Here is a 26384-nt window from a genome sequence, read left to right as displayed (position 1 = left end):
CCTACCCCACCCCAAACAGTTTCTGTGCCTTGCGCACGCCTGCCACCAGGGCGTCGATGTCGCGCCCGTCGTTGTACAAGGCGAAGGACGCGCGCGCCGTGCCGGGGATGCCGAAAGACGACATCAAGGGCATGGCGCAATGGTGGCCGGCGCGGATGGCCACGCCTTCGGTGTCCAGGATCGTGCCCAGATCATGCGGGTGGATGCCGTCCACCAGGAACGACAGGATGCCCGCCTTGTGGGCGGCCGTGCCGACCAGGCGCACGCCCGGCAGCGCCTGCATGCGCTCGGTGGCGTCGGCCAGCAGCGCGGCCTCGTGCGCGGCGATGCGATCCAGCCCGATGGACAGGACATAGTCGATGGCGGCGCCCATCACGATCGAGCCGCCGATGTTCGGCGTGCCCGCCTCGAAGCGCTGCGGACCGGCGGCCCAGGTGCTGCCCTCGAAGCTGACGGTGCGGATCATGTCGCCGCCGCCCTGCCAGGGCGGCAGATCGGCCAGGATCGAACCCCGCACATACAGCGCGCCGATGCCGGTGGGGCCGTAGAGCTTGTGGCCGGAGAAGGCGTAGAAATCGCAATCCAGGGCCTGCACGTCCACCGGGGCGTGGGCCACGGCCTGGGCGCCGTCGATCAGCACCAGGGCGCCGGCCTCGTGCGCCAGGCGCGTCAGTTCGGCCGCCGGATTGACCGTGCCCAGGGCATTGGACACATGGGCAAAGCCCACCAGGCGGGTGCGCGCATTCAATTGGGCGCGGAAATCGTCCAGGTCCAGTTCGCCGCTGTCGGTGATGCGCGCGTGGCGCAGCACGGCGCCGGTGCGCGCGCACAGCAGTTGCCAGGGCACGATGTTGGAGTGGTGTTCCATTCCCGTGACCAGGATCTCGTCGCCCGCCCGCAGGGACTGGCCCCAGGTCTGGGCCACCAGATTGATGGACGCGGTGGTGCCGGCCGTAAACACGATGTGCTGGCTGTCGGGCGCATTCAGCAGCGTGCGCACACGGTCCCGCGCCTGTTCGTACAGGTCGGTGGCGTGCTGCGACAGCCAGTGCACGCCGCGATGGATGTTGGCGTTGGACTCGGTGTAGTACGTCTCCAGGGCCTGGATGACGGCGCGCGGCTTTTGCGTCGTGGCGCCGTTGTCCAGGTAGGCCAGGCGGCGCTTGCGCACGGGCCGCGCCAGGATCGGGAAATCATCCGCCCAAGGCGACACCAGGCCCTCGGCCAGGGATGCGCTTTGCGTCGAAGTCAGCGGGGCGTTCATGCGGCCTCCTCCAGGGCGGCGCCGCCCGGCAGCAGCGCGCGCACGGCGCGCTCCACCCGTTGGCGCAGCGGATCGGATTCGATGCGCATGACGCTGGCGGCGGCAAAGGCGTAGATCAGGATGTCGCGCGCCAGGGCCTCGTCCAGGCCGCGCGAGCGCAGGTAGAACAGGCTGTCGGCGTCGATGCGTCCGACGGTCGCGCCGTGGGCGCATTTCACGTCGTCGGCGTAGATTTCCAGTTCGGGCCGGGCGTCGGACTTGGCCAGGCGCGACAGCAGCAGGCTGTCATTGCGCTGCACGGCGTCGGTGCCATCGGCGCCGGGCGCCACCAGGATGCGGCCGGTGAACACGCCGTGCGCGGCATCGGCCATGATGCCGCGATAGGACTCGTGGCTGACGCAGCGCGGCTTTTCATGGCCGATCAGGGTGTGGTGATCGACATGGCGGCGCTGATCGACGTAGTACAGGCCGTTCAGCAGGGTCTCGCAGCGTTCGTCGGCAAAGCGCGTGGCGATGTCGTGACGCGCCAGCCGCGCACCCAGGGACACCGAGTGCGAGGCGAAGTAGGAACCGCGTCCCTGCACGGCGTCGATCTCGCCCAGATGCCAGGCCTGCGCGGATTCCTGCTGCAGCTTCAGGTGCGTGATGCGCGCGTCCTGATCCAGGCGCAGGCGCGTGGCCGCGTGGCGGAAATTGGCCGCACCCGGAGCGCCCACATAGTGTTCGACCACCGTGGCCTGGGCGCCGGCCTCGGCCTGGATCAGGTGGCGCAGAAAGTGCGCCGCGCGCGGCGAGGCCGCCGCGCAGACCAGGTGGACAGGCTGTTCCAGGGCGACGCCGCGCCCCAATCGGACCCAGGCGCCGTCGCTGGCCAGGGCCAGGTTCAGGGCGCTGGTGCTGTGGCCCTCGGCCGCATCGCCGTAGGCGGCGCGGATGGCTTCGGCGTGATCGGCCCAGGCGTGCGACAGGGGCAGGATCGTGGCGCCGGCCGGCAGCGCGCCGACCTCGGACAAGGCGGCGTCAAACGCGCCGTCGACGAACACCAGCCAGTGGCCCGGTTCGGCGGCCTTCAGCGCGGCGACCTGCTCGGCCACGGATTGGGCGTCGCCGTCGTCGAAGGCGGCAGCGGCCAGCGGCGCCAGCGAAGTATGACGCCAGGCCTCGATGCGGGGCGTCGGCCAGCCTTCGCTCATGAAGCGGTCCAGGGCCCGGCGGCGCACGTCGGCCAACCAGGGGACCCCGGCGCCGGGCAATCCCCCGGCGCGCCGGCCGAAGGTATCGGCCCAGGCTTGCAGGTCGTTATTGACGCTCATGCCCTCACCCCGCGGGCGGCGGGCCTGGCGGCAGGCGTCGCGCCTTCGATCCAGCCGTAGCCCTGTTCTTCCAGCTTCAGCGCCAGTTCACGGTCGCCCGAACGCACGATCCGGCCCTGGGCCAGCACGTGCACATAGTCGGGCACGATATAGTCCAGCAGGCGTTGATAGTGCGTGATGACGATCATGGCGCGTTCGGGCGAGCGCAGGCGGTTGACGCCGTCGGCCACCGTTTTCAGGGCGTCGATGTCCAGCCCCGAATCGGTTTCGTCCAGAATGGCCAGCTTGGGTTCCAGCAGCGCCATCTGCAGGACCTCGTTGCGCTTTTTCTCGCCGCCGGAAAAGCCTTCGTTGACCGAGCGATACAGGAATTCATCGCGCATGCCGACCAGTTTCATCTCGGCCTTGGCCTTCTTCACGAAATCCATGGCGTCCAGTTCGGACAGGCCGCGCTCGCGGCGCATGGCGTTGACCGCCGCGCGCATGAAATAGGCATTGGAGACGCCCGGAATCTCGATCGGGTACTGGAAAGCCAGGAAGATGCCGGCGCGGGCGCGTTCCTCGACGTTCAGTTCCAGCAGGTCACGGCCTTCGAATTCAATGGTGCCGGACGTGACCTTATAGGCTTCGCGGCCGGTCAGCACCTGGGACAGCGTGCTTTTGCCGGCCCCGTTGGGACCCATGATGGCGTGAACTTCGCCCGGCTTGACGTGCAGGCTCAGGCCCTTGAGGATTTCCTTGTCCTCGATCGAGGCGTGCAGATTGTCGATTTTCAGCATGAGATGGGTTCCTTAACCTACGCTGCCTTCCAGGCTCACGCCGAGCAGATTCTGTGCTTCGACGGCGAATTCCATGGGCAATTCTTTGAAGACTTCCTTACAGAAGCCGTTGACGATCATCGAGACCGCGTCCTCGGCCGACAGGCCGCGCTGCATGGCATAAAACAACTGGTCCTCGGCGATGCGCGAAGCGGTGGCTTCGTGCTCGACGTTGGCGCTGGGATGCTGGACTTCCATGGTCGGGAAGGTGTGCGCGGCGCACTGGCTACCGATCAGCAGCGAGTCGCACTGCGTGTAGTTGCGCGCGTTCTCGGCCTTGGGCGTCATGCGCACCAGGCTGCGGAAGGTGTTGCTGCCATGGCCGGCGGAAATGCCCTTGGAGATGATGGTGCTGCGCGTATTGCGCCCCATATGGATCATCTTGGTGCCGGTGTCGGCCTGCTGGCGGTGGTTGGACAGCGCCACGGAATAGAATTCGCCGGTGGAGTCATCGCCGCGCAGGATCACGCTGGGATACTTCCAGGTGATGGCCGAGCCGGTTTCCACCTGGGTCCAGGAAATCCGCGAGCGCGGCCCGCGACAGTCCCCGCGCTTGGTGACGAAGTTATAGATGCCGCCCACGCCGTTTTCATCGCCGGGATACCAGTTCTGCACCGTGGAATACTTGATCTTGGCGTCGTCCAGCGCGACCAGTTCCACCACGGCGGCGTGCAACTGGTTTTCATCACGCATGGGCGCCGTACAGCCTTCCAGGTAGCTGACGCTGGCGCCTTCGTCGGCGATGATCAGGGTGCGTTCGAACTGGCCGGTGTCGGCGCTGTTGATGCGGAAATACGTGGACAGCTCCATCGGGCATTTCACGCCCTTGGGGATGTAAACGAACGAGCCGTCCGAAAACACCGCCGAATTCAGCGCCGCGTAGAAATTATCGCTGGGCGGCACGACCGTGCCCATGTATTTCTGCACCAGTTCCGGGTATTCGCGCAGCGCCTCGGAGAACGAACAGAAGATCACGCCGACGTCGGCCAGTTGCTTGCGGAATGTCGTCGCCACGGACACCGAATCGAACACCGCGTCCACCGCGACCCCGGCCAGCTTGGCGCGCTCGTGCAGCGGCACGCCCAGCTTTTCGTAGGTGCGCAGCAGTTCGGGATCGACCTCGTCCAGGCTCTTGGGGCCGTCCACCTTGGACTTGGGCGCCGAGTAATAGCTGATGTCCTGGAAGTCAGGGTCCGCGTAATGCAGCTTGGCCCACTTGGGCAGGCGCATCTTGAGCCATTCGCGGTAGGCCTTCAGGCGCCATTCGAGCATGAACTCGGGCTCCCGCTTGACGGCGGACAGGCGGCGAATCACATCCTCGTCGAGCCCCTTGGGGAAGGTCTCGGATTCGATCTGCGTGACGAAACCGGCCTCGTAGTCGCGGTCGAGAAAGGAATCGAGCTTGTCGTTGACGGTACTCATTTGGACAGACTCCAGTTCGTGATATTCGTGATGGCCCGGCGCGCGCCGGCCTTGGGCGCGGGGACCGGAACGGCGGACGCGGGCGCGGCGAGCGCGCCGGGGCCCTCGCCGTCGAGCATGTCGGCCACCGTGACGGATTCCAGCGTGTGGCGCACGATGCGGTTGATGCGTTGCCAGTGGGAACGGATGTGGCAGGCGCCTTCGACGCTGCACGCGCCCGGCAAGGCCGTGCATTCGGTCAGGCCGAAAGGCTGATCCTCGAGTGCGTCGATGATTTGGGCGACATTGATGTGCTCGGCCTCGCGTCCCAGGCGGTAGCCGCCGTGGGCGCCGCGCGTGCTGGCGACCAGGCCATGCTGGGCCAGCAGTTTCAGGACTTTGCTGACGACGGGCTGGCCCAGGCCCAGGTCACTCGCCAGTTCGGCTGCGCTGCACACATGCGTCGGACGGGCAGCCATGTGCGTGAGCACGAGGATTCCGTAATCGACGATCTTGCTGATCCGCAGCATCGGGGGTTCCAGGGACGGGCGTTGAAAACCAAATAGTACCTCTTTGGTACGATATAGGTCAAACCCTAGTATCCAGTTCGGGGTGGGACTGTTGCAGATTCCACATCCGGGCGTAGCGCCCGTCCAGGGCCAGCAGCGCCGTGTGGGTGCCCTGCTCGACCACGCGGCCGGCTTCCATCACCAGAATGTGGTCGGCATGGACGATCGTCGACAGGCGGTGCGCGATGATGAGCGTGGTGCGCCCCTGGGCGATGCGTTCCAACTGCGACTGGATGGCGCGCTCGGTGCGCGTATCCAGGGCGCTGGTGGCTTCGTCGAAGACCAGAATCGGGGGGGATTTGAGCAGCGCGCGGGCAATCGCGACGCGCTGTTTTTCACCGCCGGATAATTTTAACCCACGTTCGCCCACCGGGGTTTCGTAGCCCTGGGGCAGCGAAGCGATGAAGTCATGGATGTGGGCGGCCCGCGCCGCCTGCTCGATGTCGTCCTGGGTGGCGTCCGGACGGCCGTAGCCGATGTTGTAGCCGATGCTGTCGTTGAACAGCACCGTATCCTGCGGCACGATGCCGATATGGGCGCGCAGGCTGGCCTGGGTGTAGTCGCGGATGTCGCGGCCATTGACCCGCACACAGCCCGCGGTCGGATCATAGAAGCGGAACAGCAGGCGCGACAGCGTCGATTTCCCGGCGCCCGAGGCCCCGACCACGGCCAGCGAACCGCCGGCCGGCACGCTGAAACTCACCTGATGCAGGATCGGACGATCCGATTGATAGGCAAAATCCACCGCCTCGAAAGACAGGCTGGCCTGGCCCGCCTGCAGGGCGGTCGCATCGGGACGGTCGGCCACTTCCTGCCGATTGCCCAGCAGGTCGAACATGCGCTCCATGTCGGCCAGGGCGTGCTTGATCTCGCGGTAGACGAAACCCAGGAAATTCAGCGGCGCGTACAACTGGGTCAGGTACGCCGACACCAGCACCACGTCGCCCACGGTCATGACGCCTTGCACCACGCCGCGCGCCGATTGCCACAGCAGCGCGGTCATGCCCAGGGTGATGATGACGCCCTGCCCCATGTTCAGCAGATTCAGCGACACCTGGTTGCGCACGGCCGAATCCACCCAGCGCGTCATGTCGGCGTCGTAGCGGCGGCTCTCGTAGGCCTCGTTGCCGAAATACTTGACGGTCTCGTAGTTCAGCAGCGCGTCGACCGCCCGGCCGTTGGCCTGGCTGTCCAGCGTGTTCATGGTGCGGCGGTAGGCCATGCGGCGTTCGGTGACCTTCAGCGTGAACAGCACGTAGGCGGCGATGGTCCCCAGGGTCAATGCGGCAAAGATCCAGTCATAGCGCCACAGCAGCACGCCCGCGACCATGGCGATCTCCAGCAGCGTGGGCACGATGTTGAAGACCATGAAATTGAGCAGGAAACCGATGCCTTTGGTGCCGCGTTCGATGTCGCGCGTCAGCCCGCCGGTGCGCCGACCCATGTGAAAGCGCAGCGACAGCGCCAGCAGATGGCGGAAGACCTGGCTGGCCACCTGCTGGATGGCCCCCTGGGTCACGCGGGCGAACAGGGCGTCGCGCAGCTCGCCGAACACCGAGGTCGCCAGACGCGACAGGCCATAGCCCAGCAGGGCCGCCAGCGGCACGGCCATCAGCGTCGGCGCCACGCCCAGCGCATCGACGATGTCCTTGAGCCAGACCGGCGTGGCGACGTTGGCGACCTTGGCCACGACCAGGCAGACGAAAGCCAGCACGACCCGGCCGCGAAAGGCCCAGACGTACGGCCACAGCGTCTTCAAGGTCAGCCAATCGTCACGCCGCGCGGGCGCGGGACCGGTGTGGGAAAAGCGCATGGAAATATCCGAAAAACAGGCGAGTGACGAATCGCACAGTGAATGACAGGATGTACGCCGCCGGTCCGCATACAATAATGGCATTCCTGGGGAACCACTGTTCCCTAGAGGACACGCCGCCTGATCGGCGCATCCCGAGACCCGGTGAACGGGAAAGATTGTATGACTGTTTCAGTTTTCGATTTCGAAGCGGAATTAAGTGCCTGCGCGGCCGGCGACCGCGCCGCCTTCCTGGCGCTGTACCGCCATGAATCCCCCGCCATGCGCGCCCTGGCGCTGGCCATGCTGGACGACCCCGACGCGGCTGACACCGTGCTGCACGAGACCTTCGTCCTGATCTGGCGCAACGCCGCCGGCTACAGCCCGGCGATCGGCACCGCACGCGCCTGGGTCTACAGCATCCTGCGCTACCGCGCGTCGGCCCATGCGCGGCAGATGCGTGCCGATGGCCGCCATCCGGCGGAGAACACGCCCCTGCCCGCCCTCGATCTGCCGGCCAATGCGCCGGCCGGCACCATCGCCGGCGCATTGGCCGCCCTGCCCGGCCCGCAACTCGATGCCTTGCTGCAGGCCTACCTGCACGGCGGCAATCCGGCCCGCATCGCCGCACGCCTGGACCGTTCCGAACCCGATATCGAGGCCTCGCTCAGCGCGGCCCTGGCGCACATCGACGGGGCGGTGCACGCATGAGCACGCATAAACACCGCTCCTACTCCGACGACGAGGTCGCCCGCTACGTGCTGGGCCTGGACATGCCCGACCGCGTGGCCGATATCCAGGCGCGCCTGGCCCACGACGACGCAGCGGCTGCCCGCGCCCTGAAATGGGAAGCTTATTTCCTGGGCATTGTCGACGCCCTGCCCGCCCAGCCCGCGCCCGATGCGGTGCTGGACCGCATCCGCCAGAGCCTGGGCATGGAAATGGAAGATCTGGCCGTCATGGGCGAAACCCGCGGGGGTGACGCCGATCCGCATCCCGCGTCCGGCGACGAACCGCCGCGTCGCCGCGCCCCGCGCGGGACGCGCCTGCGGCGCGGTCGCGTGGCCGTCGCGGCGGGCATCGCCGTGGCGCTGGGATTGGCCGCCCTGGCGCTCTGGGCCAGCCTCAAACCGGCCCCCGTCGGCACCATCATCCAGCAGCCTGTCCATCTGGAAAGCCACTGAAGCAGTCGCAGACTGTGCAGCGTGGAGTTTTTTTCGCACCACAAGAAAAACGCCGGGATGATGTCCCGGCGTTTTCGCATGCCGCCCCGATAACGGGCGGACTCAAAGATCCAGCAGCCCCGCCGCCTGATGGGCCTGACGGTTGCCGTCCAGGGCCTGGGCCAGGCGATCGCGCGCGGACACCAGATCGGCCCGCAGCGCCTGCAGTTCGGCGCCGCTCAGGCGCACGGCGGCGTCCTGGTCGTGCGGTACGTCACCGCTGTCCCCCAGGCGGTTGCGCGCCCCGGCGATGGTAAAGCCCTGTTCGTAGAGCAGATCGCGGATACGGCGCACCAGCAGGACTTCGTGGTGCTGGTAGTAGCGCCGGTTGCCGCGCCGCTTGACCGGCTTGAGCTGGACGAATTCCTGTTCCCAGTAGCGCAGGATGTGCGGCTTGACCCCGCACAGTTCAGAGACTTCGCCAATGGTGAAGTAGCGCTTGGCGGGGATCGGCGGCAGCACGACCGCAGGGGTCGCGGCGGCCGTCATGCAGCGTCTCCGTCAGCGCCCACGCCGTCCTTCAGTTTCTGGCTGGCGTGGAACGTGACCACCCGGCGCGCGGCGATCGGGATGACCTCGCCGGTCTTGGGGTTGCGACCCGGGCGCGGCGGCTTGTTGCGCACCTGAAAGCTGCCGAAACCCGACAGCTTGACCTCGGTCCCCTGGACCAAAGCATCGCGGACTTCGGAGAAGAACGTGTCCACGATGTCTTTGGCTTCGCGTTTGTTCAGGCCCACGCGCTCGAACAGCAGTTCGGCCAGGTGGGCTTTGGTGAGCGTCCGATCCGTATTCACCCGCGATTTCTCCTATCAACGCAGACGCGCGCCATGAGCCTGGATCAAGGCGTCGAGCAGGCTTTGCACGCAATGTTCGACTTGATGGTCTTCCAGCGTCGTATCACGGCCCTGGAACCACAGGCGCAACGCCAGACTGCGCTGTTGGGCAGTCGCGGCTTCGCGCCAGATATCGAACAGTTTAATGTCTTTGACCACGGAAAGGGCCGCATCGGCCGCGATCCGCTGCTGCAGTGTATCAAGCAGCGACTGCCACGGCACGCCCGCGTCCACCCAGATCGCCAGATCCCGCACCACCACGGGCTGCCTGGACTGTTCGCGCGGTTGGGGGAAGACACGTTCGGATACCGCTTCGGCGTCCAATTCAAAGACGACGGGCGCGTGCGGCAGGTCCAGGGCCTGCGCCCAGCGCGGGTGAACCTCGCCCAGCCAGCCGATCGCCCGGCCGTCCAGCAGCAGGCGGGCGCTGCGGCCCGGATGCAGCGCGGGATGCGCGGCCGCCTCGCAGCGCAGACCGGCCGCACGCGCGCCCAGCAGGGCCTCCAGGTCGCGCTTGACGTCAAAGAAGTCCACCGGACGGACCGGTTCACCCCATTGTTCTGCCTGCGCCGGCCCCCAGGCCGCCGCAGCCAGATGCGTGGGCTGGGCGACGCCCGCCACGGTCAGGCCGCCGTCGGCCACCGAAGCATCGCGGGCGAACACACGGCCCAGCTCGAAGACACGGACGCGCGTCTGACGATGCTTGGCGTTGTGGGCGATATTGGCCAGCAGCCCGCCGATCAGACCGGAACGCATCACCGCCAACTGGCTGGCGATGGGGTTCAACAGGCGGATGGGGTCGGCGTTGCCGCAATAATCCCGTTCCCAGGCTTCCTCGACGAAGGAGAAGTTGATGACTTCCTGGTAGTCGCGCGCAGCCAGGGCGGCGCGCAGCGCATGCGGGCCATACTGGACCTCGGGCGCCACCCGCATGACGGCGGGCGCCACCGGAGGCAGATCGGGGATGCGGTCGAAACCGTAGATGCGGGCGACTTCCTCGATCAGGTCTTCCTCGATCGTCAGGTCGAAGCGCGCCGCCGGCGGCGTGACGATGAAATCGTCGCCCTGGCGTTCGTAGGCAAAGCCCAGACGCGTGAAGACGGCGCCCACGGCCTCGGCGTCCAGCGCGATCCCCAGCACGCGGGCGCAACGCGCCAGGCGCATGCGCACCGGCTCGCGCGCGGGCAGATTGACGACCTGGTCGTCCAACGGACCGGCCTGGCCGCCGCAGACCTCCAGGATCAGGGCCGTCATGACATTCAATTGTTCGGGAATGGTGGCGAAATCCACCCCGCGCTCGAAACGGTGGGCCGCCTCGGAATTGAGCTTGAAGCGGCGCGTGAGGCCCATGACGGCCTCCGGCCACCAGAAGGCGGCTTCCAGGTAGACGTCGGTGGTATCCAGCGTCACGGCCGACGCCTGCCCGCCCATGACGCCGGCCAGGCTTTCCAGCCCCCGGCCGCTCTCGATGACGCCCACGTCGGACGTCAGATCGACGGTCTGGTCGTTCAGCAGTTCCAGTCGTTCGCCCTCGCGCGCCCAGCGCACCGTCAGGCCGCCCTGGACCTTGGCAAGGTCGAAGACGTGCGTGGGACGGCCCAGTTCCAGCATGATGTAGTTGGAGATGTCCACCAGCGCCGACACCGGCCGCTGACCGGCGCGCTCCAGGCGCGACTTGATCCAGTCGGGCGTTGCCGCGCGCGCATTCACGCCGCGCACCACGCGCCCGGCGAAGCGGCCGCACAGGTCCGGGGCCTGCACGGCCACGGGCAGCCGCTCGTCCAGCGTCACCGGCACGCTGGGCGTGTCCGGGGCGCGCAGCGCGCAGCCCGTCAACGCGGCGACTTCGCGCGCCACCCCGAGGATGGACAGGCAATCGGCCCGGTTGGGGGTGAGCTTCAGGGTGTAGATCGTGTCGTCCAGATCCAGCGCCTGGCGCAGGTCCTGGCCCGGCTGCAGGTCAGCGGACAGCTCCAGCAGACCGGCGTGGTCCTGGGACAGGCCCAGTTCGCGGGCCGAGCACAGCATGCCGCGCGATTCGACGCCCCGCATCTTGACGGGACCGATCTGCATGCCGCCGGGCAATTCGGCGCCGACGCGGGCCAGCGGCACCAGCAGGCCGGCGGCGGCATTGGGCGCGCCGCAGACGATCTGCAGCGGCTCGCCCGAGCCGTCATTGACCTGGCAGACGCGCAGCTTGTCGGCGTTCGGGTGCGGCTCGGCCGATTCGATGCGCGCGACCACCACGCCGGAAAACGGCGGCGCATAGGGATCGGCGTCCTCGACTTCGAGGCCGGCCATGGTCAGCCGATGGGCGAGTTCCTGGCTGTCGATCTCGGGATCAGCCCAGGCGCGCAGCCATGATTCGGGAAATTGCATGATTCGGGTTCCGTATCACTGAGGCCGACGGGCCTAGTCGTTGAACTGGCGCAGGAAGCGCAGATCGCCTTCGAAGAACTGGCGCAAGTCGTCCACGCCGTAGCGCAGCATGGTCAGGCGCTCCAGGCCCGAGCCGAAGGCAAAACCGATGTAGCGTTCCGGGTCCAGTCCGAAATTGCGCACGACCTGGGGATGCACCTGGCCCGAGCCGGAGATTTCCAGCCAGCGGCCCTGGTTGGGACCCGAGGTGAACATCATGTCGATTTCGGCCGAAGGTTCGGTAAACGGGAAGAACGACGGCCGGAAGCGCAGCGTCAGGTCGTCGGTCTCGAAGAAGGCCCGCAGGAAATTCGTGTAGACGCCTTTCAGGTCCGCGAAAGAGATGTCCTCGGCGATCCACAGGCCCTCGACCTGGTGGAACATCGGCGAATGGGTGGCGTCGCTGTCGACGCGGTAGGTGCGTCCCGGGGCGATGACCTTGATGGGCGGCTTGTTCATGCGGGCGTAGCGCACCTGCATGGGGCTGGTGTGGGTGCGCAACACCAGCGGCAGCCCGCCTGCGTCCTTCATGTCCACGTAGAACGTGTCCTGCATGGAACGCGCCGGATGGTTTTCCGGATTGTTCAGGGCCGTGAAATTGGTCCAGTCGTTCTCGATCTCGGGGCCGTCGGCCACGTCGAAACCGATGGAACGGAAGATCTGCTCGACACGCTGCCAGGTGCGGATCACCGGATGGATGCCGCCCACGCCGCGCCCTCGGCCCGGCAGGGTGACGTCGATGGTCTCGGCCGCCAGGCGCTGGTCCAGCACGGCCTGGGCCATTTCGGCGCGCCGCGTGTTCAACAGCGCTTCGACCTGCTGCTTGGCCTGGTTGATCTGCGCGCCGCGCGTGCGTTTTTCCTCGCCCTGCAAGGCCGCGAGGCCCTTGAGCAGCGCGGTCAGCGACCCCTGCTTGCCCAGAAAGGCGGCTTTTTCGTTTTCCAGCGTGGCGGCATCCCCGGCCTGGGCGAAGCGGTCACGGGCCTGGGCAATCAGTTCGTCGAGCGATGAGTCCATGGTGCATTCCAAAACACAAACGGAGCCCGATCGAGCTCCGTTTGCGATGATACAGAATCGAAAACGAAACTGTGTCGGTCAGGCGGCCAGCGCAGATTTCGCCTGGGCCACGACGGCGGCAAAACCCGCCTTGTCGTGCACGGCCATGTCGGCGAGGACCTTGCGGTCGAGTTCGATCGAGGCCTTCTTCAGGCCGGCGATGAAGACGCTGTAGGTCACACCCAGTTCGCGGCAGCCCGCGTTGATACGGGTGATCCACAGGGCGCGGAAGGTGCGCTTCTTGTTGCGGCGGTCGCGGTAGGCGTACTGGCCGGCGCGCATGACCGCCTGCTTGGCGACCCGGAATACATTGCCGCGGCGGCCACGGTAACCCTTGGCGGCCTTGAGGACTTTTTTATGGCGTGCACGAGCGGTGACGCCGCGTTTGACGCGAGGCATGTGTAATCTCCGATCAGGCGAAAGGCAGCATCGCCTTCACGGAGGCGACGTTGGTTTCATGGACAGCAGCCGAACCGCGCAGCTGACGTTTGTTTTTCGTGGTTTTCTTGGTCAGGATGTGACGCTTGAAAGCCTGGCCGCGCTTGATGGAACCACTGCCGCGCACCTTAAAGCGCTTGGAAGCGCCTTTTTTGCTCTTCATCTTGGGCATGACGATACTCTGTTGGCTTGGCAAACCCAGGTGACCCGGGATTCGGGCGCTTGTCAGACCTGGCTATTTGCGAACATTCGGATCCGGCATGCGCAACCTGCATGCGCGTATCCCCTTTACTGCTCTGTCTTTTGCTGCTCTGTACTTCCTGCTTTCCCCGCAAAAGACATGGGTCAAAAGACACGGGTCAAAAGACAATTCCCCCGAGACGAAAACCCCGGAGGAATTCGGGAAAGCCCTTGATTATAGGGCAATTTGCCCTGACATGTCTATTCGTTCCCTTGTTCCAGCGCCTGCACACGGGCTTCCAGGGATTCGACGCGCTCCAGCGCGCGGGCCAGCAGGTCGGCCTGGACGTCGAATTCTTCGCGGGTGACCAGATCCATGCGGGCGAACGCCTGCATCATGAAGGCCTTCATATTGCGTTCGATGTCGGCGGCCGGGGTCTTGGCCAGGAACTCGGACATGTTCTTCTGGAAGTCGTCGAACAATTGATTGGGGGCGATCATCGCGGCCTCCTGAATCGAAAAGGGGAAAGCGTCATTTTACCCGGCCTCGTCCGGCCGGTCCGACGGGACGCGGCGTACCCGGATCCGGCTCATGCATCGGCGTCGGGACGGTACTGGATCGCCTGGGCCATGTGGACGGCCTCGACCCGGTCGCCGCCGTCCAGGTCGGCCAGGGTCCGCGCCACGCGCTGGGCCCGGCGCACGGCGCGCGCCGACCAGCCCCAGGCCGCAGCCGCACGCAGCAGCAGCGCCTGGCCCTCGGCATCCGGCGCGCCGTGACGGTCAAGGGCCGCGCCGTCCAGATCGGCATTCAGGCAGCCCTGGCGCGTCAATTGCCGGTCGCGAGCGGCCCGCACCCTTTCCCGGATCGGGGCCGAGGCCTCGCCCGGCGGCGCGTCCAGCCAGGCGGCTTCCGCCCCCAGGCCGACATGCAGATCGATCCGGTCCAGCAAAGGGCCTGAAATCCGCGCCCGATAGCGCGCGACGGCCTCCCGGGAACAGCGGCATTCCCGCCGCGGATGAGGATGGCCGAACCAGCCGCAGGGGCACGGATTCATCGCCGCCACGAGCTGAAAACGGGCGGGAAACGTGCAACTGCCGGCGGCCCGCGCGACCGTCACGCAGCCGGTCTCCAGGGGCTCGCGCAACGCCTCCAGGGCCTGGCGGCCGAATTCCGGCAGTTCATCCAGGAACAACACACCATGATGGGCCAGACTGATTTCTCCGGGCCTGGGACGGGCGCCCCCGCCCACCAGCGCCGGCATGGACGCGCCGTGGTGCGGGGCGCGGAACGGCGGCACCCGGGACAGGGAGAGCCGGGACCGGGCCAACCCGTGCACGGCGGCCACCTCCAGGGCTTGCTCGGCGCTCAGGGGCGGCAGCAAGCCGGGCAGGCGCCGCGCCAGCATGCTCTTGCCCACGCCGGGACAGCCGCTCATCAGCAGGCCATGCCCGCCGGCGGCCGCCAGTTCCAGGGCGCGCCGGGCCGCCGCCTGCCCCCGGACGTCGGACAGGCAGGGCGCGGGGGGTTCATCCACCGGTTCGTCGCGCGCCGGCGTGGCGATGGGCAATCCGGCCTGACCGGCAAAATGGGCCACGACTTCGTCCAGGCCTCCGGCCGCCAGCACCTTCAGTCCCGGCACCCGGGCGGCCGCGCCGGCCGCTGCCGGCGCCATGATCAGCACGGCCTGCGGGTCGTCGCGGACGACCGACAGCGCAATCGCCAGCGCGGCATCCGCCGGCACGATGCTGCCGGTCAGCGACAGTTCGCCCGCCAGCACGTAATGCCGCACGTCAGGCGCCAGACCCCGGGCATCGGCCACCTGCCCCGACGCCAGCAACACGCCCAACGCGATCGGCAGATCGAAGCGACCGGAGTCCTTGGGCAAGTCGGCCGGCGCCAGATTGGCGGTGATCCGTCCCGCCGGAAACTCAAAACCGCTGCTCAGCAGCGCCGAACGCACCCGCTCGCGGCTTTCGCGCACGCCCGCGCCCGGCAGGCCGACAATCGAAAAAGCAGGCAGGCCGCTGCCCACGTGGACCTCGACCTGCACAGGCCAGACCCGCAACCCGAACAGGGCCCGGCTGGATAGCACTGCAAGCGACATCGGCTCTCCCCGCGTGATTCCCGGCCATTTCCCGCACTATAGCGACGGGAACGGAATCACGGGCGGCGGGCGGGACGGATTTGTCCCGCTGCACCGAGTCTCTGCCCCGTGCCTTGAGAGCCCCTGAACAGGCCGGCGCGCCGTCCGATCCCTCGGTACGGCGCGCCGGTACTGCCTTGCTTACTTGGAACCGCCGTTCGAGTTGCCCACGGCGCCCTGGATGGCGGCATCAGCCTTGGCCGCGCCTTCCTTCACCGATTCACGGGCGCTGTTGGCGGCATCACCCGCCTCGTGGGCCAGTTCACCGGCCTTGGCGGACACGGCATGGCCGAGTTCAGCCGCCTTGTCCGAGGCCTCGCCGGCCGATTCTTTGATCTTGTCCCCCATGGACTGATCGGCAGGGGCGCTCTGCTCTTCCTGCGGAGCGGGCGAGCCGGGAGGCATGGGAGCCGGAGTCGGCGCCGTCGAAGGCGCGGGAGCGGCCGGAGGCGGCGCCGAAGCGTCATCGCTCTTGGAGCAAGCGGCCAGCAAGCTCAGCGATGCCGCCATGGCGGCCAGAATCAGCGTTTTACGCGTCGTATTCATGATCTTCCCTATACAAAATTCCGCTGTGTGAAGTGGCGGATCATTTTCGAGGACCGGTCTGTTACAACCGGCTTGGTTACAAGTCTAGCGGCCCTGGATCGCGGGTAAACCCTGACATGTAATGACTGATGTCCGCAGACCCAGGCCGATCCGGCACCGGTCGCCGGCCACGCACCCAGGGAGAAAACCATCTGGACCGGCCTGCGGCGGCCGGCCGCCCGCACAACAACTGGACACAACACCACATGGTCACCGAGGGTGAAATCGCCACGCCGCCGCACCATTCCGGCCCGGGGCCGCACCGAGGCGGTGCGTTTTCCCCACGCCGCGCCTTCGGCTCACTCTAACCAAAAAGCTGGCACGCCTCTTGCTTGAATCTCCATACACGCAGACCGCAAAGGAGCATTCATGAAACTCGTCACTGCACTCATCAAGCCCTTCAAGCTGGAAGAAGCCCACGCCGCACTGGAGGCCGCCGGCATCCAGGGCATGACGGTCACGGAGGCCAAGGGATTCGGCCGCCAGAAGGGACACACCGAACTCTACCGGGGCGCGGAATACCAGGTCGATTTCCTGCCCAAGCTGCAGATCCAGGTCGCCGTCCCGGACGCTCTGGTCGACATGACCGTCGAATGCCTGTGCCAGGCCGCCCGCACCGGCAAGATCGGCGACGGCAAGATCTTCGTCACCCCCCTTGAACACGTCGTGCGCATCCGTACCGGCGAAACCGGCGAAGCCGCCCTCTGACCCCCATTGGCAAAGGAGTACACCTCATGGACAAGAGTGATCTGGTCTGGACCCTGACCTCGACCCTGCTGGTCTGGCTGATGTGCATGCCGGGCCTGGCCCTGTTCTACGGCGGTCTGGCACGCAAGCGCCATGCGCTGTCCGTCATGACGCAGACGCTGAGCGTCTGCGCGCTGGTGACGGTCCTGTGGTTCGCCTATGGCTATTCTCTGGTGTTCACCGAAGGTTTCGGCGGTCTGGGCGGATGGACGCGCCTGGGGCTGGCCGGCCTCTACCGTCCCGGGGACGCCGCCGCCCTGCCCTTGCTCGGCACCATCCCGGAACTGCTCTTCGCCCTGTTCCAGGCGACCTTCGCAGCCATCACCTGCGGGCTGATCACCGGCAGCATGGCCGAACGCACCCGCTTTGGCGCGGCACTGGCCTTCGCCGGCCTGTGGTTCACGCTGGGCTATATGCCGATCGCCCACATGGTCTGGGCCGGCGACGGCTGGCTGCATCTGCGCGGCGCGCTGGACTTCGCCGGCGGCACCGTCGTCCATATCAGCGCCGGCGCGGCCGGCCTGGTCGGCGCCTACTGGGTCGGCCCCCGGCTGGGCTACGGTCGGGAAGCCATGCTGCCCCACAGCCTGCCGCTGAACCTGACCGGCGCCGCGCTGCTGTGGATCGGCTGGTTCGGCTTCAACGGCGGATCGGCGCTGGCCGCCAACGAGCAGGCCGTCCTGGCCGTGGCCAACACCTTGCTGGCGGCTGTCTGCGGCGTGCTGGCCTGGATGTCGGCGGAGCGGCTCCTGAAGGGCCGGGCTTCGCTGCTGGGCGCCGCTTCCGGGGCCATTGCCGGGCTGGTGGGCATCACGCCGGCCGCCGGCCTGGTCGCGCCGGGCGCGGCGCTCGTCATCGGTGCGCTCGCCTCCTGGGCCGCCCTCTACGGGGTCGGCGGCCTGAAGCGCAGACTGGGCATCGACGACGCCTTCGACGTGTTCGGCATCCATGCCGTGGGCGGCATCGTCGGCGCCCTGCTGACAGGCGTCTTCTATTCCGCCTCGCTGGGCGGCCCCGGCCCGGCGGGCCTGGGCGCGCTGCTGCATCAAACCTGGCTGCAGGCCGAAGCCGTGCTGGTCAGCCTGGCGTGGGCCGCCGCCAGCGCGGCGATCTGCGCCCTGCTGGTCGATCGCCTGATGGGGCTGCGGGCCGCGCCCGACGAGGAACGCCAGGGCCTGGACGCCGCGACGCACGGCGAAACCGCCTACCCCGACTGAGCCGGGGCCGAAGCCGGATCAGGTCCCCTGGCGAACTCCCCCTGGCGGACCTGAACGGATTCGCGCATCTCGGCGGCATAGACGCGGAAGTGATTGCGGCCCTGTTCCTTGGCGGCGTACATGGCCAGATCCGCGGCCCGCAACAGCTCGCTGTCGCTGCCGCCGTCACGGGGATGGAAGGCCGCGCCCATGCTGGCGGAAATCTGCACGGTCTGCTGTCCCAGCGCAAAGGGCTGGGACAGAGAATCCAGGATTTTGTCCGCCACGGGAAAGATGTCGTCCGGATCTTCAATGTCCCGGACGAGGAGGGTGAATTCATCACCGCCCAGCCGCGCCACCAGGTCGGAACTGCGCACGCACTCGGTCAGCCGCCGGCCCACCAGGCGCAACAACTGGTCGCCCGCCTCGTGGCCCAGGGTGTCGTTGACGTCCTTGAACAGGTCCAGATCCAGGAAGATCACCGCGAACGACGTCCCGCCCAGCCGGGCCTGTTCGATACTGAGCCGCAGGTTTTCCTCGAACATCTGGCGGTTGGGCAACTGGGTCAGGTGGTCGTGATGCGCCTGATGCCAGATCGAGGCCTCGCGGCGGCGCTTTTCGGTCACGTCGGAAAACAGGCCGATCCGGCAATTGACGCTGCCGTCCGCGTTATAGGACGTATTGATCGACAGGCGTTCGACGTATTCCTCTCCCGACTTGCGCCGGTTATGGATATCGCCGCTCCAGCGGCCGGTGTCCTGCAGCCTGGCCCACATCACCCGGTAGAAATCCTCGTCGTGGCGCCCGGAGCTGAGCACATTCATGGTCTGCCCGACCACGTCGTCGGCGCTGTAGCCGGTCACCGCCGTAAAAGCCGGATTGACGTCCTGGATGACGCCGTCGGCATCCGTGACCACCATGCCTTCGCTGGTGTGGGCGTACACCAGGGCGGCCCGCCGCGCCGAGGCCTCGGCGCGCTTGCGCTCGGTGATGTCGAACATGATGCCGATCAAGGCCGGCCGGCCATGCAGGGACATCAGCGAACCGAAGATTTCCAGTTCGATCGGTTCACCGTCACCCCGCCGCGCCACGCATTCGTAGCGCGTTCGGGTCGCGCGCCCCGACAGGCGTTCCATCGCCTGGGCCTGGACGGTCTCGTAGTCCGCCCCGGTGAACACCTGATGGAGCGGAAAACCGTCCGCCAGCACGGCCTGCGGATAGCCCAGCATGTCAGCCATGCGCGTGTTGACGTGGATAAAGCGCAGGGACTCATCCACCATGTAGATCCCGGCCACGGTATTGTCGGACAGGCCGTTGAACATGGATTGCGCATCGGCCAGCGCCGCATGCTCTTGCTCGATGTCCCGCAGCAGGCGTTCGATGCGCCCTGCGGAATCGTTCAACGCCCGACCCAGTTCGCCCAATTCATCGCCGGGCGGCAAGTCTGAGCGCGCGGCATAGTCGCCCACCGCCAGGGCCCGGCACTGCCGGGCCAAAGCCTGGACGGGCTGCAGGATGCGCCGGGAAACCACCCAGCCGACCAGCCCCAGCAGCAGGAGATCCAGCGCGAACAGGGCATAGGCGCCGTACAGCGCGCGGCGCTGGACTTCCCGCGCCTGGACGACCAGGCTGTCCATCATCGTTTCGGTACGGGCCAGCAGGTCAGTATTGGCCCGCAGCAGCGCCTCCACGGCGACCCGGTCCCCGGCCGGTGCGCGGGCCAGCGCATCGACGGCGAGCTGTTGGCGCATCCAGGCCTGGCGCACGTCCAGCAATTGCGGCGAAAGCGCCTTCGGCACGGCGGGAATATCCAGGCCAAAGGCGCGCCCCCCCAGGCGCAGCGCGTCATGCGCCTCGTCGAACAACGTGGGCAGTTGATCCGGCGCCAGGTCCGGCAGACCCGGATACTGGTGCAGCGCCAGCGCGGACAGGCCCATGCGCTGGCTCAGCATCCGCATCTTGCCCGCGACGTTCAGCGTGGCAGCCACGCCGTCGCCTTCCCGCAGCAGGAACTGGACGATGGAGACGTTGCCGACGGCCAGCAACATCACCAGAATGAAGGCCAGCGAGGCTTTCTGCCGCACGGATCGAGGAAAGGGGACGTGTTGCAAATAGGAACCTGGAAATATCGGGACCGAACACCAGAGCACTGCCGCCAGATTCTAGCAACGAACCGGTCTATTAGAAACAGTCATATGTTCAGGGTCTTGATCTGACCCCGGATGCAACTCAGGTATTCAGTGTGGACAGGTCGATGCGCTCGGCCCGATTCAGCGCCGAGGCGACCTTGACCCGCAGCGCATTGGAATGCGCCTTGCGGATTTCCTTCTTCACATCCAGCAATTGCTGCGGATGCATGGAGAACCCGGTCAGGCCCAGCCCCAGCAGCATGCGGGTGACGCGCACGTCGCCGGCCATCTCGCCGCAGATCGACACGGGCTTGCCCACGCGTTCGCCGGCGTTGATGGTGTGCGCGATCAGGCGCAGCACCGCCGGATGCATCGGGTCGTACAGAGAGGCCACGTCGGTATCCCCCCGGTCGATCGCCAGCACGTACTGGATCAGGTCATTGGTGCCGATGGACAGGAAATCCAGCGTCTCGGCGAAGGGTTCGATGGCGATGGCGATGGCGGGAATCTCGACCATGGCCCCCACCTGCACGGCCGCGTCGTGAGGCAGGCCCTCGGCGCTCAATTCCTCGGCGGCCCGCGCCAGCGCGCGGCGGGCGGCATGGATCTCGTGCATGTGCGACACCATGGGGAACAGCACCCGGATCGGCCCGTGCGCGGCTGCCCGCAGCAGCGCCCGCAACTGCGTGTTGAACATCTCGGGATTGGCCAGGCAGTATCGGATCGCGCGCAGGCCCAGGGCCGGATTGGTGGCCACGGTCGCCTCGCCGTCCAGCGTCTTGTCGGCGCCGATGTCCAGCGTGCGGATGGTGACCGGCCGGCCGGCCATGGTCCGCACCACCGAGGCATAGGCCTCGTACTGCTCTTCCTCGCCCGGCAGATCGGGGCGGCCCATGAACAGGAATTCGCTGCGAAACAGGCCGATGCCCTCGGCGCCGGCGGCCAGCGCATCGGCGGCCTCCTCCGGCAACTCGATATTGGCTTCCATGCGGATCTGGATGCCGTCGAGGGTGACGGCCGGCGCAAAGCGCAGCGACTTGAGCTCGTCGCGCTCGCGCAGAAAGGCCGCCTGCCGTTCCTGATATTCCCGCAGCACCGCGTCCGAGGGATTGACCAGGACCAGCCCGTTCAGGCCGTCGACGATCAGGCGGTCGCCGTCACGCACCAGTGTGCGCACCAGCCCCATGCCGACCACGGCCGGCACGTTCATGCTGCGCGCCACGATGGCCGTGTGCGAGGTGGCCCCGCCCAGATCCGTCAAGAAGGCGCCGAAACGGCCGCCGCGCAGACGCATCATGTCGGCCGGGGAAATGTCGCGCGCCACCACGATCAGGCTGCCGTCGACGTTCACGGCATCCAGATTCGGCAGCCAGTGCCCGGACCCCGACAGCACCCGCAGCACGCGCTCGATCACCTGGCGCACGTCCCCGCCGCGCTCGCGCAGGTAGGCGTCCTCCATCAGGGAGAACTGCTCGACCAGGATCTGGCCCTGGGTCGTCAGCGCCCATTCGGCATTGTATTGGCGCTCTGCGATCAACTGACAGACGGACTGCGTCAGCATGGGATCCTGCAGCAGCATGGCGTGCACCGACAGCAGCACGCCCAGCTCGCGCGGCGCATCGGCCGGCAGGTCCTCGGCCATCTGGCCCAGGTCGCGCACGGTCTCGTCCACCGCCCGGGTAAAGCGCCGCTGCTCGGATTCGATGTCCTCGTCGGCAATGCGGTAGTGGGCGACTTCGAGCGAAGCCGCGCTCATCACCACGGCCCGGCCGATGGCATAGCCGCGCACCACCCCCTGGCCGTACAGGCACAGGGTGGAGGCGAGCGCGGACGAAACAGGTTCCGGCGAATTCATGCGCAATGCAGCCTGGCTTATTCGGCTTCTCCGAACCGGCCTTCGAACAAGGTCTGGATGTCGGCCAGCGCCTGAGCTTCGTCCTCGCCCTGGGCGTCGATCTTGACGGTGACGCCCAGGCCTGCGGCCAGCATCATCACGCCCATGATGCTCTTGGCGTTGACGCGCTGCGCCCCCCGCGAGATGAAGATGTCACTGCGGTAGCGCCCGGCCAACTGGGTCAGCTTGGCCGCCGCGCGCGCATGCAAGCCCAGTTTGTTCGAAATCACCAGATCGATGGAAGGCATGAAGATGGGTTCCTAGCAATCACACGGGGGTTCCGCATTGACGATACCGCGCAACGCCCCCTGACGCACGCGTTCACTGAGAGATTCAGGGTTTTCCTGCTGGTCTGTCAAGGCTTTCAGCACCATGCAGGCGTTGGTGCCGGTCAGCAGATGCACCACGTAGCCGTCCTCCAGCGCCTGGCGCTGGGCCTGGGCGGCGATATTGAACGGCGTCGCCCCGTACAGATCGCACAGGATCAGGACGGGTTCGCCCGGCCCCTGCGTGCGCATCCAGTCCAGGATGCGGCCGGTCTGGGTGGGCGGATCGGCGTCGGGCACGATGTCGAACACCGTCAGGTCAGGCACGCGGCCCAGCACGTGCCGGGCGCAGACCTCGAAGGCCTCTCCCAAGGGATCATGCATGACCAGGGCGATGCGGGTGTTCATTCAGGACGCGCTCACGGCGTGGACCAGGGCTTCGACGAAGCGGCCGGCCACGTCAAAACCGGTCTGCTCGGTGATTTCCACGAAGCAGGTGGGGCTGGTGACGTTGATCTCGGTGATGTAGTCGCCGATCACGTCCAGGCCGATCAGCAGCAAGCCGCGTCCCGCCAGCCGCTCGCCCACGGCCTGGGCCAGTTCCAGATCGCGCGCCGACAGGGGCTGCGCCCGGCCGCGCCCGCCGGCGGCCAGATTGCCGCGCGTCTCGCCCTGCAGCGGCACACGCGCCAGGGCGTAGGGCACCGGCTCGCCGCCGATGATCAGGATGCGCTTGTCGCCGTCGCGGATTTCCGGGATGTAGCGTTGCGCCATGATGGTGCGCTGTCCCATCTCCGTCAGGGCTTCCAGGATGGAGCCCAGATTGGGCTCGTCAGGCCGCAGGCGGAAAATGCCGCTGCCGCCCATGCCGTCCAAAGGCTTGACGATGACGTCGCCGTACTGCGCCTGGAATGCGCGCAACCGCGCCATGTCGCGGCTGACCAGCGTCGGCGCCGTGTACTGCGGGAATTCAGTGATGGCGAGCTTTTCGGGGTGGTTGCGGATGGCCGACCCGGCGTTGAACACGCGCGCGCCCTGCGCCGCCGCATAATCGAACAGGTGCGTCGCGTAGACGTACTCCATGTCGAAGGGCGGATCCTTGCGCATCAGCACGCCGTCGAAATCGGCCAGCGCGCATTCGCGCGGCGCGACGTCCTGTGTCCACCAGTCGTGGCCGTGCCAGTCGGCGTCGGCGCGCAGGCGCATCGCCGTGGCCGCAACCCGCACGCGGCCTTCCTGGATGTACAGGTCGCCCATCGTGGCAAAGCTGAATTCATGCCCCTGCGCGGCCAGACTGCGCATGACGGCGACCGAGGAATCCTTCCAGGCCTTCAAGGCAGGCAGCGGATCGATGACGAACAGAAAATGCATGAATGCCTCTATGCCTCTTGCAGCGATGGGCATGAAATGGCCCACAGGGACCATTTCACGTCCGATCCCATCAGGCTTTTTTGCGCGGTGCCAGCACCATCACCATCTGGCGGCCTTCGAGCTTGGGCATGGCCTCGACCAGCACCAGCTCGCCCAGGTCATCGCGCACCCGTTCGAGCACACGCATGCCCAGTTCCTGGTGGGCCATTTCGCGGCCGCGGAAACGCAGCGTGACCTTGGCCTTGTCGCCGTCCTCGAGGAAGCGGCGCAGATTGCGCAGCTTGACCTGATAGTCGCCTTCGTCGGTGCCCGGGCGGAATTTGACTTCCTTGACCTGGATGACCTTCTGGCGGGAACGGGCCTCGGCCTGGCGCTTCTGTTCCTGGTACTTGAACTTGCCGTAGTCCATCAGGCGGCAGACCGGGGGGCTGGCCGTGGGGGCGATTTCGACCAGATCGACGTCGTTCTGTTCGGCCATGGCCAAGGCATCCGCCGTACGGACGATGCCCAGTTGTTCGCCTTCCACGCCGATCAAACGGACTTCGTGGATGCGGATATCACCGTTGACGCGGTGTTTCTTTTCGGTTGCGATGTCTAAAACTCCTGTGAGTTGATAAAAAAGGGGCGAATCAGGCCTGGGCCGGTTCGGTTCCCTGCTGACGAGTCGAGATTTCGTGCTTCAGCCGGGCGGTGAAATCCGCCACCGGCATCGAGCCCAGATCCTGATTGCCGCGTCCGCGCACGGACACGGCGCCGGATTCGCGTTCCTTGTCGCCAACGACCAGAATATACGGGATTTTCTGCAGGCTATGTTCGCGGATTTTACGGGTGATCTTTTCGCCCCGCACGTCGGCGGACACGCGCAGGCCCTGTTGTTTCAGGTCGCGGGCCAGTTGTTCGGCATAGGCGGCGGAACTGTCGGAGATGCAGCAGACCACGGCATGCTGCGGCGCCAGCCAGGCGGGCAGCGCCCCGGCGTGGTTTTCGATCAGCATGCCGATGAAGCGCTCCAGAGAGCCCAGGATGGCCCGATGCAGCATCACCGGCGTGCGGCGCTGGTCCTGGGCATCGACGTATTCAGCCCCCAGACGCTGCGGCATGGAAAAGTCCACCTGGATGGTGCCGCACTGCCAATGGCGGCCGATGGCGTCCTTCAGGGTGTATTCGATCTTCGGCCCGTAGAAGGCGCCCTCGCCTTCGGACACTTCGTACTCGCAATGCGACAGGTCCAGGCTGTCCATCAAGGCCTTTTCGGCCTTGTCCCAGACCTCGTCGGCGCCGATGCGCTTTTCGGGACGGGTGGCGACCTTGTACAGGATCTCGGTGAAACCGAAGTCGGCGTAGACCTTTTGCAGCAGCCGCGTGAAAGCGGCGCATTCGGCCTGAAGCTGGTCTTCGGTGCAGAAAATGTGGCCGTCGTCCTGGGTGAAACCGCGCACGCGCATCATGCCGTGCAGCGAACCGGAGGGCTCGTTGCGGTGGCACTGGCCGAATTCACCGTAGCGCAGCGGCAGTTCACGGTAGGAGTGCAGGCCGGCGTTGAAGATCTGCACGTGGCCCGGACAGTTCATGGGCTTCAAGCCATACACGCGGTTCTCGGATTCCGTCGTGAACATGTTTTCCTGGTAGTTGTCCCAGTGGCCGGTTTTCTTCCACAGGGACAGGTCCAGAATCTGCGGCGCCTTGACTTCCTGGTAGCCGTTGTCCTGGTACACCTGGCGCATGTATTGCTCGACCTGCTGCCAGACCGTCCAGCCCTTGGGGTGCCAGAAGATCAGGCCCGGGGCCTCGTCCTGGAAGTGGAACAGGTCCAGTTCGCGGCCGATGCGGCGGTGATCGCGCAATTCGGCCTGTTCGAGCATGTGCAGATAGGCGTCCTGGTCTTCCTTGCGGGCCCAGGCGGTGCCGTAAATGCGCTGCAGCATTTCGTTGTTGCTGTCGCCGCGCCAGTAGGCTCCGGCGACCTTCATCAGTTTGAACACCCGCAGGCGGCCGGTGGACGGCACGTGCGGGCCGCGGCACAGGTCGATGAAATCGCCCTCGCGGTACAGGCTGATCTTTTCGTTGGTGGGGATCGAGGCGATGATCTCGGCCTTGTAAGCCTCGCCGATGCCACGGAAAAACTTCACGGCCTCGTCGCGGTCCCATTCCTCGCGCGTGACGACTTCGTCGCGGCGCGCCAGTTCGGCCATCTTCTTTTCGATGGCGGTCAGGTCTTCGGGCGTGAAGGCGCGCTTGTACGAGAAGTCGTAATAAAAGCCGTTGTCGATCACCGGGCCGATGGTGACCTGGGCGTCGGGAAACAGGGACTTGACCGCGTAGGCCAGCAAGTGCGCCGTCGAGTGGCGGATCAGATCCAGGCCCTCGGGGTCCTTGTCGGTGACGATGCTCAGGCCCGCATCCTGGTCGATCACGTGGCTGGCGTCCACCAGCCGCGCCGGCTGCCCGTCCACGGTCAGTTTGCCCGCCAGCGTAGCCTTGCCCAACCCGGTCCCGATGGAACGCGCGACCTCGTGCACGGAAACGGGATGGTCGAATTCGCGCTGCGAACCGTCAGGAAGGGTGATGCAAACCATGTAAGCGTGTCCTGAAAATGCGAAACGCGGCCTGCGCCGCGTCGATAAAAAGCCTGAATTTGTCGTGCAGGAGGGAACCTGTCAAGTGTAGCAATCGGACGGGCAACAATCAATTTGATACGAGGCGATCCGACAACAAACGGCACAAACTGCTACTCTTTCGCCGCT

General features: G+C 66.5%; 26 protein-coding genes. 4 read left to right on the top strand and 22 right to left on the bottom strand.

Annotation, left to right across the window (positions count from 1 at the left end):
• Position 1: 1 nt before the first annotated feature.
• The 6 genes from ACFO0J_RS15925 to ACFO0J_RS15900 are packed head-to-tail and all read right to left on the bottom strand — an operon-like array spanning position 2 to position 7178.
• Positions 2-1264, bottom strand: coding sequence for a cysteine desulfurase (locus tag ACFO0J_RS15925; RefSeq protein ID WP_376814060.1), 1263 nt, complete (start codon positions 1262-1264; stop codon positions 2-4).
• Positions 1261-2577, bottom strand: coding sequence for a Fe-S cluster assembly protein SufD (gene sufD / locus ACFO0J_RS15920; RefSeq protein WP_376814059.1), 1317 nt, complete (start codon positions 2575-2577; stop codon positions 1261-1263). The genes ACFO0J_RS15925 and sufD overlap by 4 nt, the downstream gene beginning before the upstream one ends.
• On the bottom strand, positions 2574-3356 hold the full coding sequence (gene sufC, locus ACFO0J_RS15915; RefSeq protein WP_376814058.1) for a Fe-S cluster assembly ATPase SufC: 783 nt from the start codon (positions 3354-3356) through the stop codon (positions 2574-2576). Before sufC ends, sufD begins: the two co-directional genes overlap by 4 nt.
• Before the next feature lie 12 nt (positions 3357-3368).
• A complete protein-coding gene (gene sufB / locus ACFO0J_RS15910; RefSeq protein ID WP_376814057.1) occupies positions 3369-4817 on the bottom strand; it encodes a Fe-S cluster assembly protein SufB in 1449 nt (482 codons plus the stop codon).
• Complete coding sequence (locus ACFO0J_RS15905) at positions 4814-5326, bottom strand: SUF system Fe-S cluster assembly regulator (protein ID WP_376814056.1); 513 nt, start codon at positions 5324-5326, stop codon at positions 4814-4816. The genes sufB and ACFO0J_RS15905 overlap by 4 nt, the downstream gene beginning before the upstream one ends.
• Before the next feature lie 58 nt (positions 5327-5384).
• Positions 5385-7178 carry an ABCB family ABC transporter ATP-binding protein/permease gene (locus tag ACFO0J_RS15900; protein ID WP_376814055.1) on the bottom strand — a complete coding sequence of 598 codons (1794 nt, stop codon included), beginning with the start codon at positions 7176-7178 and terminating at the stop codon, positions 5385-5387.
• A gap of 162 nt (positions 7179-7340) precedes the next feature.
• Here ACFO0J_RS15900 and ACFO0J_RS15895 point away from each other — a divergent pair, with 162 nt between their 5' ends.
• Together ACFO0J_RS15895 and ACFO0J_RS15890 are read left to right on the top strand one after the other, a co-directional pair.
• Positions 7341-7868, top strand: a complete 528-nt coding sequence (locus ACFO0J_RS15895; RefSeq protein WP_376814054.1) for a sigma factor — start codon at positions 7341-7343, stop codon at positions 7866-7868.
• Positions 7865-8341 (top strand): hypothetical protein, encoded by a 477-nt coding sequence (locus tag ACFO0J_RS15890; protein WP_376814053.1) that lies wholly within the window; start codon positions 7865-7867, stop codon positions 8339-8341. The genes ACFO0J_RS15895 and ACFO0J_RS15890 overlap by 4 nt, the downstream gene beginning before the upstream one ends.
• A gap of 102 nt (positions 8342-8443) precedes the next feature.
• Here the strand turns inward: ACFO0J_RS15890 and ACFO0J_RS15885 are convergent, their stop codons facing one another.
• The 9 genes from ACFO0J_RS15885 to ACFO0J_RS15845 all read right to left on the bottom strand — a co-directional run bounded on the left by ACFO0J_RS15885 (position 8444) and on the right by ACFO0J_RS15845 (position 15998).
• Positions 8444-8869, bottom strand: a complete 426-nt coding sequence (locus ACFO0J_RS15885) for a MerR family transcriptional regulator (protein ID WP_376814052.1) — start codon at positions 8867-8869, stop codon at positions 8444-8446.
• Positions 8866-9174 carry an integration host factor subunit alpha gene (locus tag ACFO0J_RS15880; RefSeq protein ID WP_376814051.1) on the bottom strand — a complete coding sequence of 103 codons (309 nt, stop codon included), beginning with the start codon at positions 9172-9174 and terminating at the stop codon, positions 8866-8868. The genes ACFO0J_RS15885 and ACFO0J_RS15880 overlap by 4 nt, the downstream gene beginning before the upstream one ends.
• 15 nt (positions 9175-9189) lie before the next feature.
• Positions 9190-11592: a phenylalanine--tRNA ligase subunit beta gene (gene pheT / locus ACFO0J_RS15875; protein ID WP_376814050.1), complete on the bottom strand. Its 2403-nt coding sequence runs from the start codon at positions 11590-11592 to the stop codon at positions 9190-9192.
• A 33-nt stretch (positions 11593-11625) separates the two neighbouring features.
• Positions 11626-12648, bottom strand: a complete 1023-nt coding sequence (pheS, locus tag ACFO0J_RS15870; protein ID WP_376814049.1) for a phenylalanine--tRNA ligase subunit alpha — start codon at positions 12646-12648, stop codon at positions 11626-11628.
• Between the two features lie 78 nt (positions 12649-12726).
• Positions 12727-13086: a 50S ribosomal protein L20 gene (gene rplT, locus ACFO0J_RS15865; RefSeq protein WP_376814048.1), complete on the bottom strand. Its 360-nt coding sequence runs from the start codon at positions 13084-13086 to the stop codon at positions 12727-12729.
• 13 nt (positions 13087-13099) lie between these two features.
• Entirely contained in the window at positions 13100-13297 is a 198-nt protein-coding gene (rpmI, locus tag ACFO0J_RS15860; protein ID WP_043682165.1) for a 50S ribosomal protein L35, read from the bottom strand.
• Between the two features lie 269 nt (positions 13298-13566).
• Positions 13567-13806, bottom strand: a complete 240-nt coding sequence (locus tag ACFO0J_RS15855) for an accessory factor UbiK family protein (RefSeq protein WP_376814047.1) — start codon at positions 13804-13806, stop codon at positions 13567-13569.
• A gap of 89 nt (positions 13807-13895) precedes the next feature.
• Positions 13896-15413: a YifB family Mg chelatase-like AAA ATPase gene (locus tag ACFO0J_RS15850; RefSeq protein ID WP_376814046.1), complete on the bottom strand. Its 1518-nt coding sequence runs from the start codon at positions 15411-15413 to the stop codon at positions 13896-13898.
• 180 nt (positions 15414-15593) lie between these two features.
• Positions 15594-15998, bottom strand: a complete 405-nt coding sequence (locus ACFO0J_RS15845) for a hypothetical protein (RefSeq protein ID WP_376814045.1) — start codon at positions 15996-15998, stop codon at positions 15594-15596.
• Positions 15999-16406: 408 nt separating this feature from the next.
• Between ACFO0J_RS15845 and ACFO0J_RS15840 the strand changes: the two genes are divergently transcribed.
• On the top strand, positions 16407-16745 hold the full coding sequence (locus tag ACFO0J_RS15840) for a P-II family nitrogen regulator (protein ID WP_376814044.1): 339 nt from the start codon (positions 16407-16409) through the stop codon (positions 16743-16745).
• A gap of 26 nt (positions 16746-16771) precedes the next feature.
• Positions 16772-18001, top strand: a complete 1230-nt coding sequence (locus ACFO0J_RS15835; protein WP_376814043.1) for an ammonium transporter — start codon at positions 16772-16774, stop codon at positions 17999-18001.
• On the opposite strand, the gene ACFO0J_RS15830 is transcribed toward ACFO0J_RS15835, so the two are convergent.
• From ACFO0J_RS15830 to thrS, 7 genes are all read right to left on the bottom strand, one after another.
• The gene (locus ACFO0J_RS15830; protein WP_376814042.1) at positions 17989-20091 is read right to left on the bottom strand and encodes a diguanylate cyclase domain-containing protein; all 2103 of its coding nucleotides are present in this window, start codon (positions 20089-20091) and stop codon (positions 17989-17991) included. The genes ACFO0J_RS15835 and ACFO0J_RS15830 overlap by 13 nt on opposite strands.
• A gap of 118 nt (positions 20092-20209) precedes the next feature.
• A complete protein-coding gene (gene ptsP, locus ACFO0J_RS15825) occupies positions 20210-21964 on the bottom strand; it encodes a phosphoenolpyruvate--protein phosphotransferase (protein WP_376814041.1) in 1755 nt (584 codons plus the stop codon).
• 17 nt (positions 21965-21981) lie between these two features.
• Positions 21982-22251 (bottom strand): HPr family phosphocarrier protein, encoded by a 270-nt coding sequence (locus tag ACFO0J_RS15820; RefSeq protein WP_376814040.1) that lies wholly within the window; start codon positions 22249-22251, stop codon positions 21982-21984.
• A 12-nt stretch (positions 22252-22263) separates the two neighbouring features.
• Positions 22264-22677, bottom strand: a complete 414-nt coding sequence (locus ACFO0J_RS15815) for a PTS sugar transporter subunit IIA (protein ID WP_376814039.1) — start codon at positions 22675-22677, stop codon at positions 22264-22266.
• Complete coding sequence (gene gshB, locus ACFO0J_RS15810; RefSeq protein WP_376814038.1) at positions 22678-23640, bottom strand: glutathione synthase; 963 nt, start codon at positions 23638-23640, stop codon at positions 22678-22680.
• Positions 23641-23710: 70 nt separating this feature from the next.
• Complete coding sequence (infC, locus tag ACFO0J_RS15805) at positions 23711-24232, bottom strand: translation initiation factor IF-3 (protein ID WP_376814180.1); 522 nt, start codon at positions 24230-24232, stop codon at positions 23711-23713.
• Positions 24233-24269: 37 nt separating this feature from the next.
• On the bottom strand, positions 24270-26216 hold the full coding sequence (gene thrS / locus ACFO0J_RS15800; protein ID WP_376814037.1) for a threonine--tRNA ligase: 1947 nt from the start codon (positions 26214-26216) through the stop codon (positions 24270-24272).
• Positions 26217-26384: the final 168 nt, after the last annotated feature.

The sequence above is a fragment of the Castellaniella hirudinis genome, assembly GCF_042651965.1.
Lineage (GTDB): Bacteria > Pseudomonadota > Gammaproteobacteria > Burkholderiales > Burkholderiaceae_B > Castellaniella > Castellaniella hirudinis.
The sequence above is the reverse complement of the archived record's forward strand: the minus strand, read 5'-3'. Positions and strand labels throughout refer to the sequence as shown.

Coding starts and splice junctions, on each gene's coding strand:
- ACFO0J_RS15925 (WP_376814060.1), bottom strand. CDS start 1,264: ATGAACGCCCCGCTGACTTCGACGCAAAGCGCATCCCTGGCCGAGGGC.
- sufD (WP_376814059.1), bottom strand. CDS start 2,577: ATGAGCGTCAATAACGACCTGCAAGCCTGGGCCGATACCTTCGGCCGG.
- sufC (WP_376814058.1), bottom strand. CDS start 3,356: ATGCTGAAAATCGACAATCTGCACGCCTCGATCGAGGACAAGGAAATC.
- sufB (WP_376814057.1), bottom strand. CDS start 4,817: ATGAGTACCGTCAACGACAAGCTCGATTCCTTTCTCGACCGCGACTAC.
- ACFO0J_RS15905 (WP_376814056.1), bottom strand. CDS start 5,326: ATGCTGCGGATCAGCAAGATCGTCGATTACGGAATCCTCGTGCTCACG.
- ACFO0J_RS15900 (WP_376814055.1), bottom strand. CDS start 7,178: ATGCGCTTTTCCCACACCGGTCCCGCGCCCGCGCGGCGTGACGATTGG.
- ACFO0J_RS15895 (WP_376814054.1), top strand. CDS start 7,341: ATGACTGTTTCAGTTTTCGATTTCGAAGCGGAATTAAGTGCCTGCGCG.
- ACFO0J_RS15890 (WP_376814053.1), top strand. CDS start 7,865: ATGAGCACGCATAAACACCGCTCCTACTCCGACGACGAGGTCGCCCGC.
- ACFO0J_RS15885 (WP_376814052.1), bottom strand. CDS start 8,869: ATGACGGCCGCCGCGACCCCTGCGGTCGTGCTGCCGCCGATCCCCGCC.
- pheT (WP_376814050.1), bottom strand. CDS start 11,592: ATGCAATTTCCCGAATCATGGCTGCGCGCCTGGGCTGATCCCGAGATC.
- pheS (WP_376814049.1), bottom strand. CDS start 12,648: ATGGACTCATCGCTCGACGAACTGATTGCCCAGGCCCGTGACCGCTTC.
- rplT (WP_376814048.1), bottom strand. CDS start 13,086: ATGCCTCGCGTCAAACGCGGCGTCACCGCTCGTGCACGCCATAAAAAA.
- rpmI (WP_043682165.1), bottom strand. CDS start 13,297: ATGCCCAAGATGAAGAGCAAAAAAGGCGCTTCCAAGCGCTTTAAGGTG.
- ACFO0J_RS15855 (WP_376814047.1), bottom strand. CDS start 13,806: ATGATCGCCCCCAATCAATTGTTCGACGACTTCCAGAAGAACATGTCC.
- ACFO0J_RS15850 (WP_376814046.1), bottom strand. CDS start 15,413: ATGTCGCTTGCAGTGCTATCCAGCCGGGCCCTGTTCGGGTTGCGGGTC.
- ACFO0J_RS15845 (WP_376814045.1), bottom strand. CDS start 15,998: ATGAATACGACGCGTAAAACGCTGATTCTGGCCGCCATGGCGGCATCG.
- ACFO0J_RS15840 (WP_376814044.1), top strand. CDS start 16,407: ATGAAACTCGTCACTGCACTCATCAAGCCCTTCAAGCTGGAAGAAGCC.
- ACFO0J_RS15835 (WP_376814043.1), top strand. CDS start 16,772: ATGGACAAGAGTGATCTGGTCTGGACCCTGACCTCGACCCTGCTGGTC.
- ptsP (WP_376814041.1), bottom strand. CDS start 21,964: ATGAATTCGCCGGAACCTGTTTCGTCCGCGCTCGCCTCCACCCTGTGC.
- ACFO0J_RS15820 (WP_376814040.1), bottom strand. CDS start 22,251: ATGCCTTCCATCGATCTGGTGATTTCGAACAAACTGGGCTTGCATGCG.
- ACFO0J_RS15815 (WP_376814039.1), bottom strand. CDS start 22,677: ATGAACACCCGCATCGCCCTGGTCATGCATGATCCCTTGGGAGAGGCC.
- gshB (WP_376814038.1), bottom strand. CDS start 23,640: ATGCATTTTCTGTTCGTCATCGATCCGCTGCCTGCCTTGAAGGCCTGG.
- thrS (WP_376814037.1), bottom strand. CDS start 26,216: ATGGTTTGCATCACCCTTCCTGACGGTTCGCAGCGCGAATTCGACCAT.